21 protein-coding genes, 1 pseudogene and 1 riboswitch are annotated in these 25,129 nt (G+C 34.9%); of the genes and pseudogenes, 18 read left to right on the top strand and 4 right to left on the bottom strand.

The window, feature by feature from the left end; all coding sequences use genetic code 11:
* The first annotated feature begins 416 nt into the window (after positions 1–416).
* From ABNX05_RS02620 to ABNX05_RS02610, 4 genes and pseudogenes are all read left to right on the top strand, one after another.
* Complete coding sequence (locus ABNX05_RS02620) at positions 417–1,349, top strand: LCP family glycopolymer transferase (RefSeq protein ID WP_349658261.1); 933 nt, start codon at positions 417–419, stop codon at positions 1,347–1,349.
* A 533-nt stretch (positions 1,350–1,882) separates the two neighbouring features.
* Positions 1,883–1,981 carry a transcriptional regulator gene (locus tag ABNX05_RS26340; protein WP_386830290.1) on the top strand — a complete coding sequence of 33 codons (99 nt, stop codon included), beginning with the start codon at positions 1,883–1,885 and terminating at the stop codon, positions 1,979–1,981.
* A 148-nt stretch (positions 1,982–2,129) separates the two neighbouring features.
* Positions 2,130–2,690, top strand: a complete 561-nt coding sequence (lepB, locus tag ABNX05_RS02615; RefSeq protein WP_197143477.1) for a signal peptidase I — start codon at positions 2,130–2,132, stop codon at positions 2,688–2,690.
* A 248-nt stretch (positions 2,691–2,938) separates the two neighbouring features.
* Positions 2,939–3,198 (top strand): annotated as a pseudogene (locus ABNX05_RS02610) (IS5/IS1182 family transposase); the annotation flags it as partial.
* A 129-nt stretch (positions 3,199–3,327) separates the two neighbouring features.
* Here ABNX05_RS02610 and ABNX05_RS02605 read toward each other — a convergent pair.
* Positions 3,328–3,534: a hypothetical protein gene (locus ABNX05_RS02605; RefSeq protein WP_349658260.1), complete on the bottom strand. Its 207-nt coding sequence runs from the start codon at positions 3,532–3,534 to the stop codon at positions 3,328–3,330.
* Between the two features lie 213 nt (positions 3,535–3,747).
* A riboswitch (purine riboswitch) is annotated at positions 3,748–3,847 on the top strand.
* Positions 3,848–3,912: 65 nt separating this feature from the next.
* Between ABNX05_RS02605 and ABNX05_RS02600 the strand changes: the two genes are divergently transcribed.
* Positions 3,913–5,103: an MFS transporter gene (locus ABNX05_RS02600; protein ID WP_349658259.1), complete on the top strand. Its 1,191-nt coding sequence runs from the start codon at positions 3,913–3,915 to the stop codon at positions 5,101–5,103.
* A gap of 552 nt (positions 5,104–5,655) precedes the next feature.
* Positions 5,656–8,262, top strand: a complete 2,607-nt coding sequence (locus ABNX05_RS02595) for a cation-translocating P-type ATPase (RefSeq protein ID WP_349658258.1) — start codon at positions 5,656–5,658, stop codon at positions 8,260–8,262.
* Between the two features lie 210 nt (positions 8,263–8,472).
* Here the strand turns inward: ABNX05_RS02595 and ABNX05_RS02590 are convergent, their stop codons facing one another.
* The 3 genes from ABNX05_RS02590 to ABNX05_RS02580 all read right to left on the bottom strand — a co-directional run bounded on the left by ABNX05_RS02590 (position 8,473) and on the right by ABNX05_RS02580 (position 10,442).
* Positions 8,473–8,958 (bottom strand): DUF3231 family protein, encoded by a 486-nt coding sequence (locus ABNX05_RS02590; RefSeq protein WP_349658257.1) that lies wholly within the window; start codon positions 8,956–8,958, stop codon positions 8,473–8,475.
* Between the two features lie 341 nt (positions 8,959–9,299).
* Positions 9,300–9,587 carry a hypothetical protein gene (locus ABNX05_RS02585; RefSeq protein ID WP_349658256.1) on the bottom strand — a complete coding sequence of 96 codons (288 nt, stop codon included), beginning with the start codon at positions 9,585–9,587 and terminating at the stop codon, positions 9,300–9,302.
* Positions 9,588–9,740: 153 nt separating this feature from the next.
* Positions 9,741–10,442 carry a cupin domain-containing protein gene (locus ABNX05_RS02580; protein WP_349658313.1) on the bottom strand — a complete coding sequence of 234 codons (702 nt, stop codon included), beginning with the start codon at positions 10,440–10,442 and terminating at the stop codon, positions 9,741–9,743.
* A 751-nt stretch (positions 10,443–11,193) separates the two neighbouring features.
* Here ABNX05_RS02580 and ABNX05_RS02575 point away from each other — a divergent pair.
* From ABNX05_RS02575 to ABNX05_RS02520, 12 genes are all read left to right on the top strand, one after another.
* Entirely contained in the window at positions 11,194–12,225 is a 1,032-nt protein-coding gene (locus tag ABNX05_RS02575; RefSeq protein WP_349658255.1) for a protease inhibitor I9 family protein, read from the top strand.
* Between the two features lie 179 nt (positions 12,226–12,404).
* Entirely contained in the window at positions 12,405–13,232 is an 828-nt protein-coding gene (locus ABNX05_RS02570) for a hypothetical protein (RefSeq protein ID WP_349658254.1), read from the top strand.
* Between the two features lie 422 nt (positions 13,233–13,654).
* Positions 13,655–14,326, top strand: coding sequence for a lipoprotein BA_5634 family protein (locus tag ABNX05_RS02565; protein WP_349658253.1), 672 nt, complete (start codon positions 13,655–13,657; stop codon positions 14,324–14,326).
* Positions 14,327–14,352: 26 nt separating this feature from the next.
* Positions 14,353–15,072: an ABC transporter ATP-binding protein gene (locus ABNX05_RS02560; RefSeq protein WP_349658252.1), complete on the top strand. Its 720-nt coding sequence runs from the start codon at positions 14,353–14,355 to the stop codon at positions 15,070–15,072.
* Positions 15,062–17,038 carry an ABC transporter permease gene (locus ABNX05_RS02555; RefSeq protein ID WP_349658251.1) on the top strand — a complete coding sequence of 659 codons (1,977 nt, stop codon included), beginning with the start codon at positions 15,062–15,064 and terminating at the stop codon, positions 17,036–17,038. The genes ABNX05_RS02560 and ABNX05_RS02555 overlap by 11 nt, the downstream gene beginning before the upstream one ends.
* Positions 17,039–17,123: 85 nt before the next feature.
* The gene (locus ABNX05_RS02550; protein ID WP_349658250.1) at positions 17,124–17,822 is read left to right on the top strand and encodes a response regulator transcription factor; all 699 of its coding nucleotides are present in this window, start codon (positions 17,124–17,126) and stop codon (positions 17,820–17,822) included.
* A 3-nt stretch (positions 17,823–17,825) separates the two neighbouring features.
* A complete protein-coding gene (locus tag ABNX05_RS02545; RefSeq protein WP_349658312.1) occupies positions 17,826–19,061 on the top strand; it encodes a HAMP domain-containing sensor histidine kinase in 1,236 nt (411 codons plus the stop codon).
* Positions 19,062–19,457: 396 nt separating this feature from the next.
* Complete coding sequence (locus ABNX05_RS02540) at positions 19,458–20,033, top strand: TetR/AcrR family transcriptional regulator (RefSeq protein WP_349658249.1); 576 nt, start codon at positions 19,458–19,460, stop codon at positions 20,031–20,033.
* A 37-nt stretch (positions 20,034–20,070) separates the two neighbouring features.
* A complete protein-coding gene (locus tag ABNX05_RS02535; protein WP_349658248.1) occupies positions 20,071–20,694 on the top strand; it encodes a GNAT family N-acetyltransferase in 624 nt (207 codons plus the stop codon).
* Positions 20,695–21,154: 460 nt separating this feature from the next.
* Positions 21,155–22,384 carry an aminopeptidase gene (locus tag ABNX05_RS02530; protein ID WP_349658247.1) on the top strand — a complete coding sequence of 410 codons (1,230 nt, stop codon included), beginning with the start codon at positions 21,155–21,157 and terminating at the stop codon, positions 22,382–22,384.
* Positions 22,385–22,663: 279 nt separating this feature from the next.
* A complete protein-coding gene (locus tag ABNX05_RS02525; RefSeq protein WP_349658246.1) occupies positions 22,664–23,692 on the top strand; it encodes a DUF418 domain-containing protein in 1,029 nt (342 codons plus the stop codon).
* Between the two features lie 51 nt (positions 23,693–23,743).
* Positions 23,744–25,126, top strand: coding sequence for an alpha/beta hydrolase family protein (locus ABNX05_RS02520; RefSeq protein ID WP_349658245.1), 1,383 nt, complete (start codon positions 23,744–23,746; stop codon positions 25,124–25,126).
* Positions 25,127–25,129 lie beyond the last annotated feature (3 nt).

Below are 25,129 nucleotides of genomic sequence, written 5' to 3'. Positions count from 1 at the left end.
TAGCATATTATAATGTTGCACATTGTATAAAGGATCCTGAAATATAAAGTGCATTACTTTAACTATTGACTTTTAACTTTTAATAAAATGTAAAGGTGTCTTGCCCCTTTTTCTATTGTATTTTACCTTTTTGTAGTAGAAAGCGAAGGCCAGTCTGCAACTTCAATAGGTCATGAGCTGAATGCGGACATAGAGTGCTGGTTTGTATAAAACATAGTGGCATTATATAAGTTTCTTGTTAGCAGACATTAAATAATCGAAGTTTATTTTACAAATAAAGTAATATTATGTGTTATTAGTAAATATTAGTGTACGTCTTTTTTTCGTCCGATATGCATATAATTAGACTATATTAACTTTTTTCCAACTTAATACGTCAAAAAGTAGGGTAAATTTTTGCAAGAGAGGACTTATGTATGGAAAAAAACACAAAACGCACTAAAGAAAAAAAGAGCAAGAAGAAAATTTTGCTTTGGATAGTAGGTGGCTTATTAACGATTTTTTTAATTTTTATAGGTACTGCTTATTACACTATCCAAAAAACAATGAATAAAATAAATACACCATTAATTGAAACAACAGATGAAAGTAAAGAACAAAAAATAGTTACGAAAAAAGACCCGTTTTCCGTGTTAATGCTTGGAGTGGATGAACGAAAAGATGACAGTGGACGTTCTGACACGATGATTGTCATTACAGTGAACCCTGAAAAACAAACGATGAAGATGCTCAGTATACCTCGAGACACTCGTACTGAAATTATTGGACATAATTCCGTCGATAAAATCAACCATGCCTATGCATTTGGAGGTGTCCCAATGGCAGTCGATACGGTGGAGCATTTTTTAGATATACCTATTGATTATTATGTGTTTGTTAATATGGATGGCTTCCTGCAAATTATTGACACGATTGGTGGGGTGACCATTGAGAATGACATGGACTTAACCTTTGATTCTTATCATTATCCGAAGGGTGAGATAACTTTAGATGGTGATAATGCACTGATCTTCTCACGTATTCGTTATGAAGATCCTCGTGGTGATTTCGGTCGTCAAATTCGCCAACGACAAATTATTGAAGCGGTTTTGAAAAAAGCCTCATCGAAATCTTCTATATTATTAAAGGCTTCAGATATGCTTGATGTTGTAGGAGATAATGTTCGTATGAATTTTACGATGAAGGATTTAATTCAATTACAAAGTATTTATAAAAATATGGATGGTAATCTTGAGCAATTGTCATTTAAAGAGGGAGATGGCAAAAGAATTGATAACATATGGTATTTCATCCCTAAAGAGACCGAACTAGAAAAAATAAAATCGGAATTAAAAGCGCATTTGCAATAAAAGAGTAACAATTTGAGTACGATAGTTGTAAACTTTTTGACAATGAGGGGAGGGAGATACATGAATGGAAGGACCCAGGTGCTTAGGTATACAGCTGTAAACAATTGCATGCAAAGCTATGTGCCTAAGCGTAAAGTTCAAAAAAATTCATTCAGTTCAGCTATGCGTCATCTACAACTATTGTGCTTAAAAATTTTCATGTGAAACATAAAAAATCATTCAGGTAGGGTGCATGCCTAGTTGAATGGTTTTTTTATTTTAACTACTTTCAGTGGGTGTCCAAACACCTGTACCTGCAGCTACGCTTTCGGTACAAAAGAGATTCGCTGAAATAGAGGTACTTAGTCTAAGAACGCCATGTCCTGTGGCATACCGAAATGACCGACATCGTGCCCTTATTCACGCAGGCCTAAGCACAAAGCCGATACCGGACGCAATTATGCCGAGACATAATTAATTTATTGATTTATTTATTTGAAATATCAGAAAATTGATGTATAATTGTGTTAGAAATGGTTGAAGGAGTGATTGTGATGATTATAGGTACATTTTTTTTAGCAGTTGCATTACATGTAGGTATTGTTTTAACAGTTGACTTATTAACTAATCAGCAACACTCTACTACTACGTAAAGTAACCACTCATAATTGAAAATGCATCTAGGCAAAGTTATAAAATAGCTTTGTCTATTTTTTATGAACATGAAACAATTTATGTGAAAATTCGTCCATATACTGTAGAAAATGTTATACTATAAAAAAACAGTATCGGGGTATGAGCATGCAAGAAGAGAAAACAAGTAGTTTCAAACAGGATATAATATCCTATCTTAAAATTATTGTAATTACCGCTATAGTTGTTTTAGGCTGTAAGCAATTTTTATTTGCACCGATTAAAGTACAAGGGGCTTCTATGTACCCAACTTATCATGATAAGGATATTATTATTGTAAGTAAAATGAGTAAAATTGAACGCTTTGATCAAATTGTCTTTCAATCACCAACAGAGGATGAGCTATATATTAAACGAGTAGTTGGCCTACCAGGTGATACAGTTGAAATGAAAGACGATGTTTTGTATGTAAATGGAAAAGCTTATAAAGAGGATTATGTGAATCGTCAAACAGATGATCCGAAGCAATTGCGAATTACAGAAAATTTTACGTTAGAGCAATTAGTAAATGAGAAAAAGGTACCTGAGGGTAAGTATCTTGTACTCGGGGACAACCGTTTAAGAAGTTCTGATAGCCGCCATTATGGCTTAATTTCTAAAGATGCCGTCTATGGTGAAGCTAAATTAACAATATATCCGTTTAATCGTTTCCATATTGGTTCAAAGTAAATTAAATCTGGACTTGCAGTGAAAAAGAGGCTACGTTGAGTAGAGGGCACTGAAAAAGTCTATATCTTCTCACATTGCGAAGTATTCAACGATTAAATCGTTGAATACCTCGCTTTTTTCATTTGGCACTGTGACTCTACTGTTGTTTTCCCCGAAGCATTCCGCTCGCTTTCCGCGGGCGAGCGCCGAGCCCCCTCCTACGCTTCGCTTCGTGCGGGGTCTCGTCTGTCTCGCTTTCCCGTAGGAGTCGAAAGGGCTGTTATAAAGAAGGCGCAAAAAGTAAAACATATTCTGTCACAATTAAGTCGGATACACATGCCGAACAAGAGGCATTTCAAAATACGGAAGCATTTAAGCAATTAGCCGTAAATCGCTACAAAGTAGAAGCGAAGAATAGTGAATTAAAAAACGGACACGGGTACGATACGGCATCGGCTGCGGGTCCGCTACAACGATATTCGCTGCCAATTTGAAACGGATATTAAAGCTACTAAACGAAAATGAATAAGGAATAGAGACAGAAATAAGGCACTTCCTGTTCAAAATTGAACAAGAAGTGCCTTATTTTTATCTGAAAAAAGTTCGCTTTTATGAAAACATAAGTTTTTCAGTGCCCTCCGTTGAGTAGCCTCTATTTTTATTTCGTTGATAAATCTTTGCATACTTTATAAGTGGAATAATAGGTACAAACTGTTGAATTTTCAACCGTTTCTTTTATCGGGATTTGCTGTTCGCTCAGACTAGGAGAATTGATTGCTTGTTGATTGATTGAGAGTTCTTCTGTTACTGGTTCCACACCATAAAACAACAATAAAAAATAGCATACTAAACCTACTATACGCAAACAATCACCTCACAATGTTCTGTTATATTAGTATGTATGGTTAAACTTGAAAAAATATAAGTAAAATCTGAAATTTCTTTCTTTTAATATGATTTTTTAGTAGGTAAGCGGTTGTACTTCAATGAATGAGAGTGCTATAGTGAACTAAGTTTATGGATGACAAGAAAGAAATAATAAAAAAATGTTGTCATGCAAAATTCAATATGCTAATATAGCTAACGTAAATATTTGATATGTATAACCTCAATAATATGGATTGAGGGTCTCTACCAGGAACCATAAAATCCTGACTACAAAAATCGTGCTTCATTTTTGTAGTCAGGATTTTTTTCTTTTATCTCCCTACAAAAATGAAAGTGGAACAGAAGGGTGATAATTATGAATTGGAGAGTTTACATTCTGGCCGTTACTACCTTTGGGGTAGGATTGGTGGAATTAATTGTAGGTGGTATATTACCAACAATTGCAAAAGATTTAAATGTGTCCTTATCAACAGCGGGACAATTAATTACAATATTTGCTCTCGTCTATGCGATATCTGCGCCTGTCCTTTTATCATTAACCGCAAAAGTGGAACGGAAGCGCCTATATCTTATTTCTTTATTTATTTTTACTTTAGGTAATCTTATGACGTATTTTAGTACGACATTCTTGATCGTCATGATTGCTAGAATTTTCACGGCGATGAGTACTGCATTGGTCATCGTCTTATCCTTAACGATTGCAACAAAAATTGTTGAACCAAGACATCGTGCAAAAGCGTTAGGGCTTGTTTTCATAGGCGTCAGTTCGGCACTTGTCATCGGTGTACCAATTGGGATATTTGTTTCGGAAGCATTTGGATGGAGAGCTATATTTTTAGGAATCGCACTTCTTTCAACTATATCTATGATGCTTATTGCGTTATTGCTTGAAAAAATGCCAGTTGTAGAAATTGTCCCATTAAAGGCTCAAATTAAATCATTAGCGAATTTAAAAATCTTAAGTGCACAATTAACAACACTGTTTATGCTTGCTGGTCATTATATGCTTTATGCATATTTAACACCATTTTTAGTAGAAGCATTTGATATGAGTGCTTCTTGGATTAGTATCTGTTATCTAATCTTCGGAATAGCGTCCGTCAGTGGGAATGCTCTTGGTGGTTGGCTGAGTGACAAAATTGGTACTGGTAAAGCCATTCTAATTGTTGTCTCTACATTTGCCGTTGTATTGTTTAGTATTCCTTACACAATTGTTGCTTTTCCACTCTTTTTAGTCGTGACAGTTTTATGGGGTGCACTTAGCTGGGCACTTACCCCTCCATTACAAAATTATTTAATAGAAACTGATCCAAAAACGTCTGATATTCAACAAAGCTTAAATACTGCTGCATTACAAATCGGTATATCTATTGGTTCAGCTGTTGGTGGGGCTGTGTTTGCTGTTACAGGATCCGCTAAGCATCTAGCTGGCTTCGGTGCCATTTTAGTTTTATGTGCTCTAGGCTGTGCAATTTTTTCTATAAAAAGAGCGCCAGTTTCAGATGGGGCTGAGTTAGGGATGAAATCGGCACATAACAACTCGTAATGCACTCGATTATTTATTATCCGCAAATAAAGAAAGATAACTAAAATAATATAATATTTGCAAGACTGGCCTATCGGGAGTCTATGCATGTGGTGAAGGACATTTGGAATAGTTATATTCCAAATGTCTTTTTTTGCTCACATAGCTAGTAAGCGGAGGTTATTATGTTCGATATCGCTTCATTTTCATCGCGATTTATCTCGCATGAACTACCCGTAAAACCCTACTGATTCAAGTTTCACTTTATTTTATATGTTCAATATTAAACAAATATTTAATTTCTATATCGATTATTATCATACTGGAATAGGACAAGGAATAGATTGTTGTAGTTAAAGTATTTTAGGGGCTCAATAGATCGGGAGCCTGATGATTCAATACTATTTTTAGGATATATTATGTGCTCTCTGCCTAAGATAGATAATTCAAAGGGGTCTACTAATGGGAATCTAACTTGTTAACTAATAACAGCATTTTCTCAGGAAAGGGAGGATGCTGTGAGTTACTTAATTGGCATGATTGTCTAATAATTTCACATGGAGGGGGAATCGAATGTCAGAATATCATCAACAATCATCAGCTGAAGTGATGAAAACTTTGAACGTGACAGATCAAGGATTGAGTGATTATGACGTTCAAAAGAGGCAGGAAGTATACGGCTATAATGTATTAGCGGAAGGGAAAAAAACAAGTGCATTCGCCGTTTTCTTTGGACAGTTTAAAGATTTATTAGTCATTATTTTAATCATTGCTGCTTTCGTTTCATTTCTATTAGGAGAAGTAGGAAGCACCGTTGTCATTATGGTTGTCGTTATATTAAACGCTATCCTAGGTACTGTTCAGCATGTCAAGGCAGAACAGTCTTTGGATAATTTAAAAGCCTTAACCTCCCCAATTGCCAAAGTAATGCGAAATAATCAGCTAATAGAGATTGCTTCAGAAGATCTAGTCGTTGGAGATCTTCTTTATTTGGAGGCTGGCGATTATATCAATGCAGATGGGAGATTATTAGAAAGTCATAATTTGCATATCAATGAAAGTTCGCTGACAGGTGAATCAATCGCTGTAGGGAAAAGTGTTGATGCCATTAAGGAAAGCAATGTAACAGTTGCTGATAAAAAGAACATGGTATACTCTGGAAGCTATGTGACAACTGGTCGTGGTATTGTCATGGTTACAGCTATCGGTATGCAGACTGAAATCGGCAAAATTGCAAATTTACTAGATACTGCCAAAGAGAAGAAAACACCGTTACAAGTAAGTTTAGATCATTTCGGAGAAAAATTAGCTTTAGGGATTACGTTAATCTGTCTAGCTATTTTCGTGATTGACCTTGTTAGAGGACGTGCGCTTGTAGAATCGTTTATGTTTGCTGTTTCACTTGCCGTGGCAGCAATTCCAGAAGCGTTAAGCTCGATTGTTACTATTGTGCTGGCTTTTGGGACACAGAAAATGGCCAAGGAAAATGCCATTATTCGAAAGCTTTATGCTGTTGAAAGTCTTGGAAGTGTATCTGTCATTTGTTCAGATAAAACGGGAACTTTAACTGAAAATAAAATGGTTGTTCAAGAGGTTTATGTGGATGAAAAAGTGATTCCACATGATCAGCTATACACTGAAAATGCAGTTGAGAAAGATCTTATGTTAAAGGCAATATTATGTAGTGATGCAGTGGAAAGGGACGGTAAGGAAATCGGTGATCCTACTGAGGTTGCACTCGTAAAATTAGGGAAACAATATGATTTTGACGAATTATTAGTAAGAGATTATTATCCAAGAGTGGCCGAAATCCCTTTTGATTCAGATAGAAAGCTCATGAGTACTGTGAATACGATCAATCAGCAATCTATTATGATTACAAAAGGAGCATTAGATGTCCTTCTTCCTAAAATTGTAAAGATTGAAACTTCAAAAGGCATATTTAATATTACAAAACAACAACGCCAAAAAATCGAAGCAGTAAATCGTGATTTTTCTATGAAGGGGTTAAGGGTACTAGCGGTTGCCTACAAAGAGGTAAAGGGACATCGAGCAATCGATGTAAGAGCCGAAAAAGATTTAATCTTTGTTGGTTTAATCGCGATGATGGATCCTCCAAGAAAAGAATCAGAAGGTGCGGTTGAAAAATGTATAAAAGCTGGTATCAAGCCGGTGATGATTACAGGTGATCATAAAATTACGGCAACGGCTATTGCCAATCAAATCGGGATTTTAAATGATCCCTCTGAAGCGATTGAAGGGCATGAAATAGAAGGCTTATCAGATCAGCAGCTTCAAGAAAAGGTTAACGATTTTTCTGTTTATGCCCGAGTAACACCTGCTCAAAAAATTCGTATCGTGAAAGCATGGCAAGAAAAAGGGCATGTCGTCGCCATGACAGGAGATGGTGTTAATGATGGTCCTGCACTAAAACAATCCGACATTGGTGTGGCAATGGGAGTTACCGGTACAGAGGTCGCGAAGGATGCCTCCTCTATGATACTAACGGATGATAATTTTTCAACGATTGTAAAGGCTATTGCAAACGGTAGAAGTATTTATACGAATATCAAAAACGCTATTTTGTTCTTATTATCTGGGAATGCGGGTGCCATTTTTGTTGTTTTATATGCAACAATATTAGGTTTGCCAGTTCCTTTTGCACCTGTGCATCTATTATTTATTAACTTACTAACGGATAGTTTACCGGCGATTGCAATTGGTTTAGAGCCGAATAATAAAAAAACAATGAAGGACAAACCTCGAAATATTCATGCACCATTATTAAATAAAGCATTTACTACTCAAGTGGTGCTCGAAGGAATATTAATTGCCATTTCGACAACGGTTGCCTTTGAAATCGGTTTGTCAACGGGAGATACTTTAACGGCAAGTACGATGGCATTTACAACATTATGCTTGTCACGATTAGTGCATGGCTTTAACTCCAGAGCTAAAGAATCTATCTTCGCCATTGGACTATTTTCGAATAAATATACTTGGCTTGCATTCTTAATTGGTTTTTTAAGTTTACACGCAGTATTGTTTATTCCAATGCTTACAGGTGTGTTTGAAGTTGCCACATTAAGTACCGCACAATTAGGCTTTATTTATAGCTTGTCTGTGTTACCGTTTATCGTGAATCAATGGTACAAGCTGTTGTTCGTGAGAAGTCGATAATGAGTAATAAATATTGAAGCTCTCGTTTTTTTTGAAACGAGAGCTTTTTAGTGTTGAAAACCAGAAATTTTTTTGAATGAGGCGCTTAAAAATCTATTGTGTAATGAAATGAAGATATCTTACTTTAATAAGGTATAGTCTTGGGCAAAATGAGGGGTTGATTTACGTTCCTAGACGCTTTTAACTGGAATCTCCCTCGTTTAAGTAACATTAAATTGTTGTAGGAGCTAGTAGCCAGCCTTTGTCGTTACTGAGCCGTATTAGCTTTGCGCCAAGTATCGCATACCTCATATGAAGCTCTCCGTATTTTGCTGTATGCTTCTTCTTCACAGACATTTCTAAAGCCTGACTGACTGAAATAACTGAAGAAGCTATGTTCATCGATAAAATGGTGCTGATTTCTGGATCATTAATAGCTCGTTTCCCTCGTATATTTTTCATTTTTAATTTTCCATAGTCGATCGATGTAGTAGGGGCAAGTACCCCATTTTCCTTTAATAACGCTGTTAGTTGTTTATTTTCCTCTTTTAAACATTGCCCAAAATCCACAATAATAGCCTTCAGTTTTTTATCAACAGCGTGCTTGAAAAATGCATGATTTGAAGCTATATAGCCATTATTAACGCCAATCTGCGTCCAAATCTTAAAAATCTCCTTATAGCGTAATGATGTTAGATTTCCATTTGCCAATTCCATTATTACACATCCTAACTCATGTTCTCGTTCATTTATTTGAGATTAGGATGTGTTATTAAATGAAATTCTAATCATCTTTTACAATAAAAGGGCTTATTGCTAAAGATGACAAATTAAAAGGATTCACAGACAGTTTTGTATATGAATCCTTTTTTTGCTCATTGGAAGGTGGGGTGTCGATAAAAATTAAAAGTTGGGCGATAAAATGTGAAAGTTGATCGATAAAATTCAAAAGTTGGGCGATAATTTCTGAAAGTTTTCCGATAAAACTAAAAAGTTGGAAGTCATTTTGTAAAAACGTTTGTCTGTGGATCAGTTGCTTCCCGTTATGAGCTAAGGTTTTATTCCTTTAATTTCTTGCTTTTATAGCTATTAATAGTTGTTTTTAATGCTGCAAAGTTTCCGATAGCTGCATAACCATAAAAAAAGCCCATAAATATTCCAGCGATAAGATTATGTCTATGGCTAATGAAGATAGAAATAATCAAGCCAATAACAAGGGCGATTGCAGGAACATATTTAGGCTGAACACGCATAAATACCTTAATTAGCTGTGTAATAAGTAACACTACTGGAACGGCTATTACAGCATCCCAAAAATTTGTATGGATCACTGGAAATAATTCCATTTTCTACACCTCTTTTAGTAATAACGAAGCTATGACTTAAAATATAGATTTTCCTTTTTATTTATTTTTATGCAATGAAAGGTGTAGAGCTTATGATGTCGAGTCAAACACTCGTATGAACGATTTATGATTTTTCGTTTTATTTTCTATTAATTAATAATATGAACCATAAGGATTTGAGCCATAAGGATTCATATAAGGATTCATATTTGGATAGCGATATGGCGGATATGGGTTCAAAGGCATATATTTATTTTTATGTTTATGATGAGGATCTTTTTGCTCCTTTTGATCTTTTTGATTTTCAGCGGTTGATTTTACACGGTTACAGTCTTTAGGTGGACCGATATATGTTGATGGTACAACAGGCGCAATTGTTTTCTTCCACTGAGTTTCATCTAAACAATACGCATGAGCCATTACATTGGAAGGTGTAAATTTCAATATATCTGAACCTAAAATAACATCAGGAGTTGGAGCATCAAAAATGGCCAGTAAATGCGTGTCATTCTCAGTTGCTATTTCATAATGCCACCATCCTTGCGGTACATTGGCGACTTGGCCAGGCTCGATCGGATAGTTTTTAATCTCTTTTGTAAAGGGATTAAATATAGAAACAATGGCGGCACCGGAAATACAATAAACAAGTTCTGCTGCATTTTGATGATAGTGAGGCTCTATCATCTTATTCTTACTTAGAAAAATATCAAGCAAAGATATATTTTCTAACGTATTTAATTGTTCTACACCTAGAATGTTTATAAAATTCCGATCATCTCTTTTAAAAAGTGTGTTGTCATTGACATCAGAGGTGAACTGCGTTGACGGTGAAGTATATTCAATATTTGAGCTAATACTTACATCCTTTCTCTAGTTAATTTTCAATACATGTCTTAAGCACAGAATATGTACAAAGCTATTTTAGGCTTACGCGAACGCCCATTATCTGCTTTCTTACAAAAAACATGTTGACCCATGTCTTCGAAGGTGGGCTCCGGTTGATGAAAGAACCCCTTTAGGCGCAGCCTCATTAAAAATTGGGAAGAAATGAGTGGGCTTTCAATAAAGAACTCTATAACTTTATGTTAGCATTTTATATCTCTAAATTGGGGTTTTTTGAAAAATAATGAAACTTTTTGTAATTGATTCTCGTCTAGTAATTGAATTATCATTTTAGGAGGTAAATAATGAATCGAAATAAATCCTTAGTAGTTGTAACAATGTATTATATTGCGGATCAGTTTCAGGATTAAATTTGGCTGAGCCGCTATTAGAAACTGTAAGGTTCAAGATTAAGTATTCTCCCTTATTAAATGGAAGAAGAACTAACTCGAAAGATTGGAAAGGATTCGACATCAAACAAATTCTCAGTAATGGTTATTTTGATAAAACGCTCATAAAGAAGATTATGTGACTATGAGTCGAAAAGAAAATTGGTGAATTTTCAAGAATAAATGTTTATAATAGCATTCACCTAACTAATTTAGTTAGGTGAATGAGTTCTATAACTTTATGGTAGCGTTTAATACACTTGGATTGGATTTTTTTAAAAAAATCCAATCTAATTCTTGTCTATTAACTGAATCAAATTTAAGGAGGTAAATAAATGAATATTAAAAAAATCTCATTAGTAGTAGCAACAACGTTAGTATTTGGCGGATCAGTTTCAGGGTTAAATTTGACTAAACCGGCATTAGCAGCACACAGTAATGTACACGATATAAATATTCTCCCTTATAAAATATCAGAAGAACTAACTCGAAAGATTGAGGGAGCTTCGACATCGGATGTATTCTCAGTAATTGTTAGTTTTAATAAAATGCTCAACAAAGAAGACTATACGAAACTTGAAAAGGAAATTGGCGAATTTTCAAGAAGATATACTTATGATAGCGTTATTAGTGGTTTTGCTGGAGATTTAACCAAAGAGCAAATTTTATTGTTAAACAAAAATGCGTTTGTCACACTTATTGATTTAGACCAGATAGTAACGAATTACGATGATATCATTGTTGAATCAACTTTTAGCAAGGATAAAAATGGATGGATCGGTGGATTTTCTGACTATCCATATAAAGATAAACTTCATTATAAGCTCCGATTTTCACTTAAGTTACTACCTAAAGAGATAAACAATAAACAAAAAGGTCTTTACTTAAGTGGATACAATGGAAGTGACGATTTATTTATGTTTGTTAAGAAGAAATTGGATACAAATGATCGATTAAAACCAAATACAAAATATAGTGTGACGTTTGATTTCGATATTGCCACTAATGCTGGAGATAAAATGGGCGTAGGTGGATCGCCTGGTGAAAGTGTATTTGTGAAAATTGGTGCATCCAATACGGAACCTATCCCATTTATAGATAAAACGGGATTTTATTTGATGAATATTGATAAAGGAAATCAAAAAGAAGAAGGTAAAGATGCATTTATGATTGGTGACTTGGCAAAAATGACAATAGATAAGAAATATGAGTTAAAACCTTTTAATAATAAACAACGCCCGTTTATTGTTGAAACTGATAAAAAAGGAGAATTGTGGTTATTTATTGGCACAGATTCCGCGTTTGAAGGTGTTACGAGTATCTATTATCCTCGTATTAAAGTAACCCTAAAAGAAGTGAAAGAATAGAGTAACCTGAGAAGAAACAAGTGAGCTTTTACATTTAAGAACTCTAATTCCATTAGCGGTAGTAACAATGGTATGCTCGGTCAAAAGTTTAATGATTTGACGAAACTAATTAATAAGGTTATATTACAAAAAGTTTCAGTTGATTAAGGACAGGAAGAAAGAAATTAGGGGGCAATGCCATGAAAAAAATACTTTTTATCTCCATGCTTTTAAGTTTCAGTATAATAAGTGCATGCTCTGATAAAGAAGAAAAACCTAATGTGGCGAACAAGCCACAAGAGGAACAGGAATCTAACGTGGCGAACAAGCCACAAGAAGAGCATCAATCACATGAAAATCAGGAGTCGTCCAAAACAAATAAGGGAAACACAGAAGCATCTCTTACACAGGCTGATGTACTAAAAAATATTAAGAACCAGCTTAAAACTGATTTATCTATAACTTTACCAAAAGGGCTACCGATAATAGAAGGTACATTTTTATCTGCAATAACGAAGGCTGAAGCTAACCAAGTTGAAATACTATTTTTTGAAAGTAAAAAGTATTTGCCAATCAATGATGAGAAGCTTAAAAATTCACAGTCAGCTACTGTTATTGCAAGGTTAGTGGTAAAACAATATCAGAATGCTAAAGAAGCAAATGAGCAAATTTCTTTTGTGAACTTTAGTCAAAATGGTGGTCAAGAGGTTGATCTTGGTTATAAAATTAAAGGTTATCAGGATGCAGGAGCTGGTTCTTTATGGACTGGTTGGAATGAGGGTAGATGGGCAATTGCGACACATACACGAACAGACAATCCAGAAGCAGGTATGAAACTTGCAAAACAGGCCGTCCAATTTCTAGAAACACATATGCTCCCAATTCCAAAACAAAACGGTTTTGCGCGCTTAGATGTTTATGAATCAGGGAATTCGATTGTTTGGCAGAACGAAAAACTGGTCTATACGCTTGATTCAATCAAAGAGCCACTTAAAGCTCTTGAAATTGCCACAGCTTTTTACCATTAACAAATTTTAATTAGGTGGATTACGACAACTTGGTAAGAACAATGGAATCCCATTGGCTCCCTATTGTAGGATGCACTCCTATTGGACTCCGCCCATAAGACCCCTTCGGAGGATATTCTTTTTTCGTTAAAAGTATGGCAGTGAAGACATTTATAAAAATCTAATAAAGAAACTCCATTTTGATTAAAATTTTTTCGAAATGGAGTTTTTTTTTTGCAGTCGCTGTTGAAAATTAAGATTGTTCGCATTTACAAAAGCACTTTCAATCGGAATACTTCCTACAAAAAGCGAACTGCTATTTTGAAAATGTTTATTCTTACGAATGAGTAAGAATAGAAAATAAATAGTAAGACAACAGTTATTCAAATATAAAGTATATCTAGTCTATAATTTAGACACTAAGAAAAAAGGAGAAATATATAATGAAAAAAATTATAGGATTAGCCTTAGTTATCGCCATTTTTTTAGGTGTAGGATACGGAGTAAAACGTTATGTTGGAGGTCCACCACAACCGGCCAATGGAATATTAGTTATCGGCACAGAAAAAGATGTGAATAAAGTTAAGCAGGAATATAAACATAAAACCGAACGAACTGTTGATTACAAAGCGAAGTTCGTAGTAACAAAAAAAGGTGAATCAGAAAGTGAGTATTTGGTTATTAACAAAACTACTGCTGAACAATTAGTTAAGAAAGGAATTATTAGAGCAAGAAAAGAACCAGGCAGTGCATCTATCATTTCAGAACCTGTTAATGAAATTAAAGAATTACCTGGTTCACTAAATTTGTTCTATTCTATAAGTGATTATGATTTGGAAGATAGCCAGATAGATTTGAATGGAAAAAGGATACCTGTAAGTTATATTAAGAATCAAATATGGGTCGGATATATGGGTATGGATTTTGTTATTCTAAATGACAAAACTTATGATGAGTTAGCTGACCCAGATTCCATTATGACAGTGATTCACTTAAAGGATAATAAATTTGATTATAAAGAAGATAAAGAAGAAGTAGAACAAGTTTTCAAAACAATTGAGAACGTTTATCCAGATAGCAAACGCAAAGTGAATTTTGTAGACATACAGGATTGAGTTTTAATGGTGAGAGGATGGGTTATATGGAAGTCGTACGTATGGAGAATATAGTGAAAAGTTATGGGGAAGGCAATAACAGGATAGATGCGTTAAAAGGAATTGATCTTTCTATTCAGCAAGGCGAGTTTGTCTTAATCGTCGGTGCTTCTGGTTCTGGAAAAAGTACACTGCTACATATTTTAGGTGGGTTGGATCGCCCTAGTTCGGGGAAGGTATTCATTGGGGATAATGATATTTATAAATATTCAGATAATGAACTTTCGGTATTCAGAAGAAGAAAAGTTGGGTTCATTTTTCAATTCTTTAATTTGATACCAGTATTAAATGTCCAAGAAAATATTGCTTTACCTACGTTGTTGGACAGTGAATCTATAGATATGGAGTATTTAAATGAAATTATTACTATCCTGGGGCTTCAAGAACGTAAGAATCACTTGCCTTCTGAACTTTCTGGAGGGCAACAGCAACGGGTTTCAATTGGCAGGGCGCTAATTAATCGTCCACATTTGATACTTGCTGATGAGCCTACAGGTAATCTGGATACTCGAAATACGAAAGAAGTTATGGATCTATTAAGAATAACTGCAAAAAAATACAATCAAACCATTGTAATAATTACTCACGATCTAACGATAGCATCAGCTTCAGATCGAATTATAACAATACAAGACGGTGAAATCATTTCTGACCAACGACTGACTGCGAAAGAGTCAATGACCGGAGGGAATGATTTTGATCAATAGTTATAAGCAACTTGGTACTAAGTATTTAAAAGGGAATATGAAACGAACAATTCTGACCTTGGTTGGAATCGTGCTCTCTGTATCGTTAATTTCAACTATTGGTCTGTTTATGAAAGGAACACAACTCTCTCAAATAGAAGGCACCAAAAAGTTAAACGGAATTTCTTTTCACGTTGGCATTTCAAACTACGATGAGGCGATTTTAAATAAAGTCAGATTTAATCCCCAAATTGAATCGTTTGGTCTGATGTCTCAGGGTGACACAGTTCCGGTTGGAGAGGTATCTGTGCGTATGAATTTCGCGGATCATCACGCCTTAAACTTTCTAACTTACAGCCTTTTAGATGGAAAATTACCATCCAATGCTCATGAAGCAGCTATCGATTCCTGGTTAATTCCTTATATTAAAGAAGATCTTCAAATCGGTGACTCATTTGAACTAGACGGAAAAACATATCAACTGGTTGGTTTACTGAATAATAGTGGGTTTACACAAAAAAATAAAGAGGGGAGATTATTAACATATAAAAGTGAGTTTGCTATTGGAGAGGGAAGGATATTAATTGAAATTAACGAGAAGGCAGACTTTAATGAAGTTATAGACGAACTTAAATCTATTACTGAAGATAATAACATTGTTATTAATACTCAATTGATTCAAGCTTTGAAACCGGAAACGAATCAATCGCTTCTGATTATGCTAGTTATAGTTGTCAGTATTGTTGTAATTTCTACAATTGTTGTTATTTACAACGCTTTTCAAATCAGTGTCGTAGAGCGAATGAAGCAGTTCGGTTTGTTGAGAAGCATCGGTGCTACACGAAAACAAATTCGACAAATTGTAATGAAAGAAGCTGCCGTGCTTGCTTTCATAGCCATACCAATTGGAATTGTATGCAGTTTATTGGCGCTTGCTATTCTCCAAGCCTTTTTCGTGATTTTATTAGACAAAGGTTCAGATATTTTCTTTTTCAATATAGATTGGAAGATATTATTGGCCATTTCGATTCTTACTCTGATAGCTGTATTAGTATCCAGTTATTTCCCTGCTTTTTTCGCAGGAAGAATATCACCATTGTTGGCAATTAGTAGTAGATTGTCAATAAAAAAAGAGAGAATCAAAAAACAAAATAATAAGGTGCTAAGAAAACCATTTTCATTCCCATTAAACCTGGCCATTAAAAATATAAAAAGAAATAAAAATCGTTATATCGTAACTATTTTATCGATCGTTATAAGTAGTGTATTGTTTATTACTTTTTCATCTCTAATGGATATCGCATTTTCATCCAAACTTGTAAACGATCCGTCCGAATCGGATCTTACAATCTATCTACAAGAAGAAAATAATGTTTCTTCTGAGAATCTGGAAATTTTAGAACAATTAAAGTTGATTAAAAATGTATCCGAGGCTTCCGAACAAGACATAGGTTTTAAAATTAAATTGAAGGATACAGATCAATCTCTCGCGACTGTTGAAGACATCCAGAAGACTATTGGAAAAAAACACGATATTGCAGTGGTCAATAACTTTGAAGAGAATAAAGCCAAACATGAAGAAGCTCTCACGATCAAAGTTCTTGTATATGCTTTTATTGTGGTCATTTCTTTAATTGGCAGTGTAAATATACTTAATACAATTACTATAAGTATCATGATTAGACGGAAAGAACTGGCTGCATTAAAATCCATAGGCATGTCCCAAAGAGATTTGAAAAAAATGATTATTTATGAAGCACTGTTTTACGGTTTTTCTGGAAGCTTGCAAGGCATTTTTTATGGTTGTATACTTTCATATATTTTGTACACTGCTGCATCGGGTCTCTTTAAAGTTGAATGGTCGATTCCCTATAATGCTTGCATCATTACGTTTGTTGCAGCATTATTAATCAGTTATTTATCTGTTCTGCTACCGCTGAGAAGAATCCAACAGGATAATATTATAGATACGATAAGAGAAGAGTAATACCTATGGCCTGGCTACTTATAGTCAGGTTATTCTGATTTGGTGGTAAATGTTAATATGGAGTGAGAGGAAGGAGAAGATATATTTGAATAAAATATTACTTGTAGAAGACGATGAAGCACTCGGTCTAGCCATTGAATTTTCATTAAGAAATGAAGGGTATGAGGTGATTAGAGCTACTAGTGTAAAAGAAGCAAAAAGCCAATTTAATGATAATACTTTTGACTTGGCTATTTTAGATATTAACCTTCCAGATGGAAGTGGTTATGACTTATGTTTACACTTCAAAAACCAAAATAATGCAACAGCAATTATTTTCTTAACGGCTCTTGATGAAGAAGCAAATGTGGTAATGGGTCTAGATATTGGCGGAGATGATTATATAACAAAACCTTTTCGAGTCAGAGAACTTATGTCTAGGGTAAGAGTACAATTACGCAAACAAGTTAGGATAGAAGAAATTTCAATGATTTTAATATCTGAAAATATAAAAGTGGATATGAACCAAGTAAAGGTATATAAAAATCAAGGAATGGTTCCATTAACAAGCTTAGAATATAAGCTTTTGTTAACTTTTATGAAAAACGCTCACAAAATATTAGAAAGAGATGAAATCCTACTGAAAATAACAGAAGAAGATGATGTTTTTTTTGGGGAAAATACGTTATCTGTATACATTATGCGTTTAAGAGAAAAAATTGAAGACGACCCCAAAAATCCACAGTATATCATCACTAAGAGAGGATTGGGATATCATTGGAATAAGGATGTGAACCGAGAATAGATGATGAAAAATACCGAATTGAAAGGCTATATGATAATACTGGTGGTTTTATTTTCTCTATTTACGGTTTATCAGTTAATTGCACACCAAATATTTTACAATCATTTAAAAACGGATTCTATTACAGCCTGGGGGGAAATTACCGCTAGATTAATTGAACAAAATCCTGAGAATGAAGCAGAAATTATGAAAGTCTTAACAGGTAATTCTTCTGATTCGAGTGAGTATCAGGAAAAAGGGCGAGAAATCTTTAGACAGTATGGATTATATGAAGATTTGGAGACAAAACTGTTTCCACTTTTAAATAACCATATTTTTAGCTTTAATCAAACAATATTTTGGGGATTGATTTGTTTCGGATTTATACTGTTTTTGGCAAACTATATGCAATACAAAATTATTTTCAATAAAATTAAGCAACTTACTTCAACTGCTAAGAAAATAATTGATGGTGATTACTCAGTTTCAATAAATGAAAATAAAGAAGGGGATATCGCCAAATTAGCGGTTTCATTTCGCTCTATTAAAGACATAATTAGAAAAAATATAAAGGATTTACTTGGTGAGAAGGAATTCTTAGGACAAATATTGCAAGACATATCCCATCAATTAAAAACGCCACTTTCAACTATATCAATCTATAATGAATTGTTATTGAATGAAGACTTGCCCCGTCAGCAACAAATTCAATTATTGCAAAATAATGAAGTTCAAATCTCCAGAATGAATGTCTTGATTCAAAACTTATTAAAAGTAGCGAAAATAGATGCCAAAGCAGTTTCATTTGATAAAGAATCTTTAAACTTGGTGGAGACCATTCATGAAGTTTTGAACCGTTTGGAAAATATAATCAATGAAAGGAATTTGTCAATTGACTGGGACGGGACGGAGGAAGTAGTGGTTACCCACGATAAATTATGGATGCAAGAAGCTTTGATGAACTTGCTAAAGAATGCGATTGAGCATTCCAAGCCTGGTGATACAATCACTATTCAAGTTAAGGATACACCGATTTATACAGAGCTCATAATTCAAGATTTTGGAGAAGGGATTACTGCTGAAGACTTACCACATATCTTTAATCGGTTCTACAAAGCAAGCACTTCTAAAAAACATGACTCGACTGGGATTGGCTTGGCTTTAACAAAAGCGATTATTGAAGCGCATCAAGCCTTAATTAAAGTTGAAAGTGAGAAAAATGTTTATACAAAGTTTACTATTACCTTTATTAAATTTTAAATTTTATTAAATAGGTTATTTTTATCATCTATCAATTAAATGAACCTTGTTCAACTAACCACCTGTTAGTTGAACAAAACACCTTAACTCTACCGTCTACATTGCAACCGTCTTTTTTCTCATAAATACCCTTTTTCTGGAACATCGGGCAAGGTGATATTGCAAACTTTTTAAGGAATGTTCATTCAAAAAGAAAAGAATCCATTTTGATTAATCTCTTTGTTAAAATGGATTTTTTATTTACTGTAAAATTGTGTTTGCCATTATTTTGTAAAATTTTAGAAAAATATACATTCAACAGCTTGATAATTTGCACGAAATGGATTATATTGATATCAAATGATACATTTATCTATCAAAAATAATTACTTTATACAAATGAGGGAGAGATTTACAATGGAAAAAGGCTTGTCAGCGTTGAAGGAAGCGAGATTTAATGCAATTCTTGATGCGGCTACTATATTACTTGTTGAAAATCCTACTGCTTCGATGAATGAAATTGCGGAATATGCGGGAATTGGCATTGCTACACTTCATCGCTACGTCGAAAGCAGAGAGAAATTGATGCTGTTCTTGGGCCATCGGGCTATACAACTGGTAAGTGATACCGTAAACCAGATTCCACTGGATGAGGAAAGAAGCGAAAACTATATTCCGGAACTCATTGAAGCTTTAATCCCTTTAGGTGACAAAATCTATTTTCTAGGTCATGATGCATCTGTATTTAACAACAAAGAATTAGGTGAAGCCGAAGAGAAGCTGAGGGAACCCTTACGACGCGTTATTGAGCTGTTACAACAAAGAGGTTACTTTCAGCAAACGGTTAGCAGCGAATGGATTTTGAATACGCTTTATGCCCTGCTTTTCCATACTTGGGAACAGGTACATGAAGGCAACGTGGCTAAAAAATCGGCTGCAGCCCTTGTTTTAAATACGTTTTATTATGGTTTCAAAGCTAAGGATGATAATTAACATCAATAATATAAAAAGAGAATAGGAGTGCTAGGAAATGAATCAAATCTCTATTGTAAAGGCTGATCATCGATCCATGGTCAGCGCTAAGCTAAATGTAATGGCATTGGAATACATGGCGTTTTCACTTGCAGGATCTGAGGAGGAGAACACGGTCGAAGGGACATTTCGTACGCTATGGCAGCAGGAGAACAACCGTTTTAGTCATCAATATGCTTACGAAGCACAGATGGACGGGAAAACTTTAGGGATGATTACTTGCTATCCCATACCTGTTTTAAATCGTCTTGCATGGCCCACTTTTAAACAGCTGCTTTCATTCCGAAAGCTGGGCCTTGTTGTTTATAACATTCTGAATATCAAAATGTTTTATTCCATGATCACCATGAAGGAGGGAGAAGATGACGAGTTTCACATCGGAACAATCGCCTTATTGCCCGAAAGCCGGGGACTGGGGGTAGGTACCAAGCTGCTTGAGTTTGCCGAGGAACAGGCCTGCCTGCAAGGCTTTGCCAAATGCTCTCTGACGGTAAAGAAAGAGAACCATCTTGCCATTAAATTGTATCAGAGGATAGGCTACCAGATTACAGGTGAAATCAATAAACCAAAGTTATCGTTGTACAGAATGGTCAAAAATGTAGAACCTTGCAACCGTTTATAAAAAAAGTTGTACCGTATTACCCCTTTGATTAAAGATTAAGTGAGTTTTATTCAAAAACAACACAATATTCAAGTATCAGCAGTGTACCAGAGACTCTTTACTATTAAGGGTACAGGTTTAAAGGTAATCTAAAATTAAAGAGTGTTATTGTCAAGCGAAGACGCATAAAAGAAACTGGGAAGAAATGAGTGAGATTTATAATAACATTTACCTAACTAATTTAGTTAGGTAAATCGAAATTCTTCACCATCATACTCTTAACGCAAATAAGCAAATGATTTTCATGGTTTAATTCGAGATTTAGTTTTTCATGCTTAGGAAAAATATTAAAGGAACTTCTATAGTTACAATTTAGTAAGCTTATATTTCAAATTGTAAGAAAACAGTTATTCTTTTAAATAAAGAAAATGTTTATCTTTAAGGTAATAATAAACAATTAGACAAAAGTGAGGTAAATAATATGACTTTTGAAGAAAAATTACAAGCGTATGCAGAACTTGCGGTAAAAGTCGGTGTCAATATTCAACCAGGGCAATATTTATTAGTCAATACATCAGTGGATGCATTGGATTTCGCCCGTTTAGTTGTGAAAGAAGCTTATAAGGCTGGGGCGGGACGTGTTCATATTAATCTATCGGATGATGAAATGGATCGTGCTTACTTTGAACATGCCTCAGATGAAGAATTTAATCGTTTCCCAGAATGGATAGTCAAAATGAATGATGAGCTGATCGAACGTAAAGGAGCACTATTAATGATAGATGCTGCAGACCCTGATAAATTTACAGGTATTTCAGCCGATCGTCTAGCTACCTATCAAAAGGTATCAGGAGCTGCTTTGGAAAACAATCGCAACGCCGTAATGAAGGATTTAATAGCTTGGTCGATGATAGCAGTTCCTTCACCAAAGTGGGCTTCGAAGGTGTTCCCGAACTTAGCAGCTGAGGATCAAGTACCAGCATTATGGGAGGCTATTTTTAAAGCTGTTCGTATCGGTGAAGGCAATGCTGTTGAAAAATGGCGTGAACATGTACCAAATTTAGAATCTCGTGTGGTCCTACTGAACAGTAAAAAATATGCGAAGCTTCACTATACAGCGCCAGGTACTGATTTAACAATTGCGTTAGCGCCACAGCATAAATGGATTACTGGAGGTGGTAAAACGCCAGATGATACGATCTTCATTGCTAATATGCCGACAGAAGAGGTTTATACGTTACCGATGAAACAAGGTGTAAATGGCTATGTCAGCAATACAAAACCATTAGTTTATCAAGGGAATATTATTGACGGTTTTAAACTGACATTTGAAGAAGGAAAAATTGTTAAAGCTGAAGCACAGATAGGACATGATTTATTACAGGAGCTTATTAATGTGGATGAAGGCTCCTGCTATTTAGGTGAGGTAGCACTTGTACCACATGAATCGCCAATTTCAGCATCGGGGATTTTATATTTTAATACATTGTTTGATGAAAATGCATCGAACCATTTAGCGATTGGTAAAGCTTATCCAACTTGCTTAGAGGGTGGAAGAGATTTAGAAAACGATCAGCTTGAAGCGTTAGGTGCAAATATTTCAGTAACACATGAGGACTTTATGATTGGCAGCAGTGAGATGGACATCGACGGTATACTACCAGATGGAACTGTAGAGCCAATTTTCCGTAAAGGTAGCTGGGTATTTTAAGTTTTTGATAAGAAGAAAGAAGTGGGGCAGATGAAACGATACGTGAGCTTCACTAGTAGCAATACTCACAAAGGTATTTAGGTTTCATCTGCTTTAGCTCAGACTGAAAACTAACAGTCAATTGGAGATTCCTTGACGGCTGGTCCAACACCTTATCAACAGAAATGATACAGACTACAGTGATTTAACCACCATGAGATTGGGGATGACCGGTCAAATTGAGGTTCTAGGTTATCCACTAATAATGCTATAAAATATATTTATATTAGGAGTCTTGGAATGAATAAAATAAATTCTTATACAAGAATAGATACTATGGATTATTTACGAGGATTTGCCTTGTTGGGGGTACTTCTTGTAAATAGTTATCAGGTAATGGGGTATTTGTCTAATACTAATGAGTTACACCAAGTATTATATGATATATTTAACAGAAAATTTTATCCTATTTTATTCTTTTTATTTGGATTTGGGTGTTATCTTTTTATGAATCGATCCAAACAAAAAGTAAACAATAGATACCTTCCGTTTTTACGCAGAATCTCTTTTTTATTTGTACTAGGGCTTATCCATACATTTTATGCACCATTAGGAATTAATGATGTATTAATGTTTTATGCTGTACTAGGCTTGTTTATTATAATATTTTCCAAAAGAAGTAAATGGACCAACTTAATCGTAACGATTACACTAATAGCCTTATCTATAGTTACTGCTTTTTGTCAACCGTATTATGGTGAGAGAATTGCATGGGTGGAATTTATATCCAACACAAGTAAATGGTTTGTATTAATGATGCTAGGTTTTACGATGGGGCAATTTAAATTTTTTGAAAATGTCTCTGGAAAATTAAAGTATATTTCGATTTTTTTAATCGTTAATATTTGTACTTATGTATTTTTATTTTATGTAAGGGGGTCAGGGTTATTGAACATTCCCCCTTCAGGAATTGAAGTGCTAGAAGATTATAGTGTAGCCTTTATGATGACTAGCAGTCTTCTTATTATTTTACAATGGGATAAGGCAAAAGTGATATTAACTCCATTAAAGTTCTATGGACAAATGTCTTTAACAAATTATCTTGCACAAAGTGCTTTACTAATTGTATTTAGTATCATAATTGGTTTTACACCTATTAATTCATTAATAGTGTGCTTCATAATCCACGCTATTTTAATTACTTTTAGTATAGTTTGGTTAAGGTATTTTAAAATGGGACCAGTTGAATGGTTATTAAGATATTTTACATATTGGAGTAAAATTCCGAATAGGAAGAGTTCTGTTAGAAACTATTTAGAAAGTGTTTAAATGTTTAATCACTTTAATTAGAAGTAAAATGCATTCAAAGGAGATAGGCCAATGAATTTCTGGGAAGTTGTTTTGGCAGTTGTAAATTTTAGTCTAATAAGTTGGATTTTGTTAGTTAGCAGGGAAACGAAAAAGTGGTCTAAATTCGCATCTTTGGTTGCTGTTGGAATGGTTATAATGCAGCTATTGGCAGAAGGTTTTAGATGGCAGATGATTCCAGCTTATTTATCCCCAGTTATCTTGATTATATGCTATTTATCAGCTGAGCGGAAGAAGGGGTTCAGAAACAGGAGTATATTCATTGTTAAGTCTGTGTCGTTGTTCATCTATATTTCTGTAGCAGTTACGTTACCCTTACTTATGCCAGTATTTGCATTTGAAGAACCAACTGGCCCACATACGGTCGGTACGAAACTATATCATTGGGTCGATCATCAGAGAAGTGAACCGTATTCAAAAAATCCAACCGACCGGCGTGAACTGATGGTGCAAATTTGGTATCCTGCAGCTGAAAAAAGCAATGGGAATCGAGAACCTTATATTGGGAACATGACAGAGCTTGCTAAGGGACTGGAAAAAGCATTGTCCATTCCTGCATTTGCATTCAGCCATCTGGGTTTGGTAAAATCGCATTCGTTTAAGGATTTACAACTATCAGACTCAGAGAATCGTTATCCCATATTAGTTTTCTCCCATGGTTTAAGTGGTTTTCGTAATCAAAACACGTTTGAAGTTGAGGAGTTGGCTAGTCAAGGATATATTGTTCTAGGTATCGATCATACATTTGATGCTGCAGCTACCGTCTTCCCAGATGGTCGAACTGCTTACGTACAGTCCCACAATTTAACTGATTTTGACGAACGCGATCGCCACATCAAATTATGGAAAGAAGATGTCACTTTTGTACTTGACCAGTTAGAGAAGCTTAATCAAAACGATGAGACCGGCTTCTTTACAGGAAAGATTGATACCTCGCGTATTGGAATGTTTGGGCACTCTTACGGCGGGGCTACCGCAGCACAAATACTTGCAGAAGACTCTCGTGTCAAAGCAGCTATTGATATGGATGGGACATTGTATGGGGAAGTATTACCTGAAAGTGGGATTGGAAAACCATTTCTGCTCATGAGTGCAGACATAAATGAAGATTCTGATGAAGATGCCTATAAAGACAAGGTTCGCAGTGAACGTGGGTTAGCTGGTGGTGGTATGTCAATGGTCATTCCCCATACGGATCATACAAGCTTCACTGATTTTCATTTGTTCTCCCCTCTGTTGCGGAGCCCAGGTGAAAATCCAAAGGAAGTTCATCGCATTATCAACGAATTCAGCCTGGCATTTTTTGACCAGTATATTAAGCAGAAGGACGACGGCTCAACCCTTAAAAGGCTGAAGACCAAATACCCGGAAGTGAATTTTAAAGTAAACCGATAACCT

Origin of the sequence: Lysinibacillus zambalensis, from assembly GCF_040183165.1 — a bacterium.
In the GTDB taxonomy this organism is placed as follows: Bacteria; Bacillota; Bacilli; order Bacillales_A; family Planococcaceae; genus Lysinibacillus; species Lysinibacillus zambalensis.
The sequence above is the reverse complement of the archived record's forward strand: the minus strand, read 5'-3'. Positions and strand labels throughout refer to the sequence as shown.

Excerpts from the sequence above, each read along its gene's own strand:
- ABNX05_RS26340 (WP_386830290.1), top strand. The coding sequence starts at position 1,883 with ATGATTATAGGTACATTTTTTTTAGCAGTTGCATTACATGTAGGTATT.
- ABNX05_RS02620 (WP_349658261.1), top strand. The coding sequence starts at position 417 with ATGGAAAAAAACACAAAACGCACTAAAGAAAAAAAGAGCAAGAAGAAA.
- ABNX05_RS02600 (WP_349658259.1), top strand. The coding sequence starts at position 3,913 with ATGAATTGGAGAGTTTACATTCTGGCCGTTACTACCTTTGGGGTAGGA.
- ABNX05_RS02575 (WP_349658255.1), top strand. The coding sequence starts at position 11,194 with ATGAATATTAAAAAAATCTCATTAGTAGTAGCAACAACGTTAGTATTT.
- ABNX05_RS02525 (WP_349658246.1), top strand. The coding sequence starts at position 22,664 with ATGAATAAAATAAATTCTTATACAAGAATAGATACTATGGATTATTTA.
- ABNX05_RS02540 (WP_349658249.1), top strand. The coding sequence starts at position 19,458 with ATGGAAAAAGGCTTGTCAGCGTTGAAGGAAGCGAGATTTAATGCAATT.
- ABNX05_RS02530 (WP_349658247.1), top strand. The coding sequence starts at position 21,155 with ATGACTTTTGAAGAAAAATTACAAGCGTATGCAGAACTTGCGGTAAAA.
- ABNX05_RS02560 (WP_349658252.1), top strand. The coding sequence starts at position 14,353 with ATGGAAGTCGTACGTATGGAGAATATAGTGAAAAGTTATGGGGAAGGC.
- ABNX05_RS02595 (WP_349658258.1), top strand. The coding sequence starts at position 5,656 with ATGTCAGAATATCATCAACAATCATCAGCTGAAGTGATGAAAACTTTG.
- ABNX05_RS02585 (WP_349658256.1), bottom strand. The coding sequence starts at position 9,587 with ATGGAATTATTTCCAGTGATCCATACAAATTTTTGGGATGCTGTAATA.
- lepB (WP_197143477.1), top strand. The coding sequence starts at position 2,130 with ATGCAAGAAGAGAAAACAAGTAGTTTCAAACAGGATATAATATCCTAT.
- ABNX05_RS02545 (WP_349658312.1), top strand. The coding sequence starts at position 17,826 with ATGAAAAATACCGAATTGAAAGGCTATATGATAATACTGGTGGTTTTA.
- ABNX05_RS02520 (WP_349658245.1), top strand. The coding sequence starts at position 23,744 with ATGAATTTCTGGGAAGTTGTTTTGGCAGTTGTAAATTTTAGTCTAATA.
- ABNX05_RS02565 (WP_349658253.1), top strand. The coding sequence starts at position 13,655 with ATGAAAAAAATTATAGGATTAGCCTTAGTTATCGCCATTTTTTTAGGT.
- ABNX05_RS02535 (WP_349658248.1), top strand. The coding sequence starts at position 20,071 with ATGAATCAAATCTCTATTGTAAAGGCTGATCATCGATCCATGGTCAGC.
- ABNX05_RS02590 (WP_349658257.1), bottom strand. The coding sequence starts at position 8,958 with ATGGAATTGGCAAATGGAAATCTAACATCATTACGCTATAAGGAGATT.
- ABNX05_RS02570 (WP_349658254.1), top strand. The coding sequence starts at position 12,405 with ATGAAAAAAATACTTTTTATCTCCATGCTTTTAAGTTTCAGTATAATA.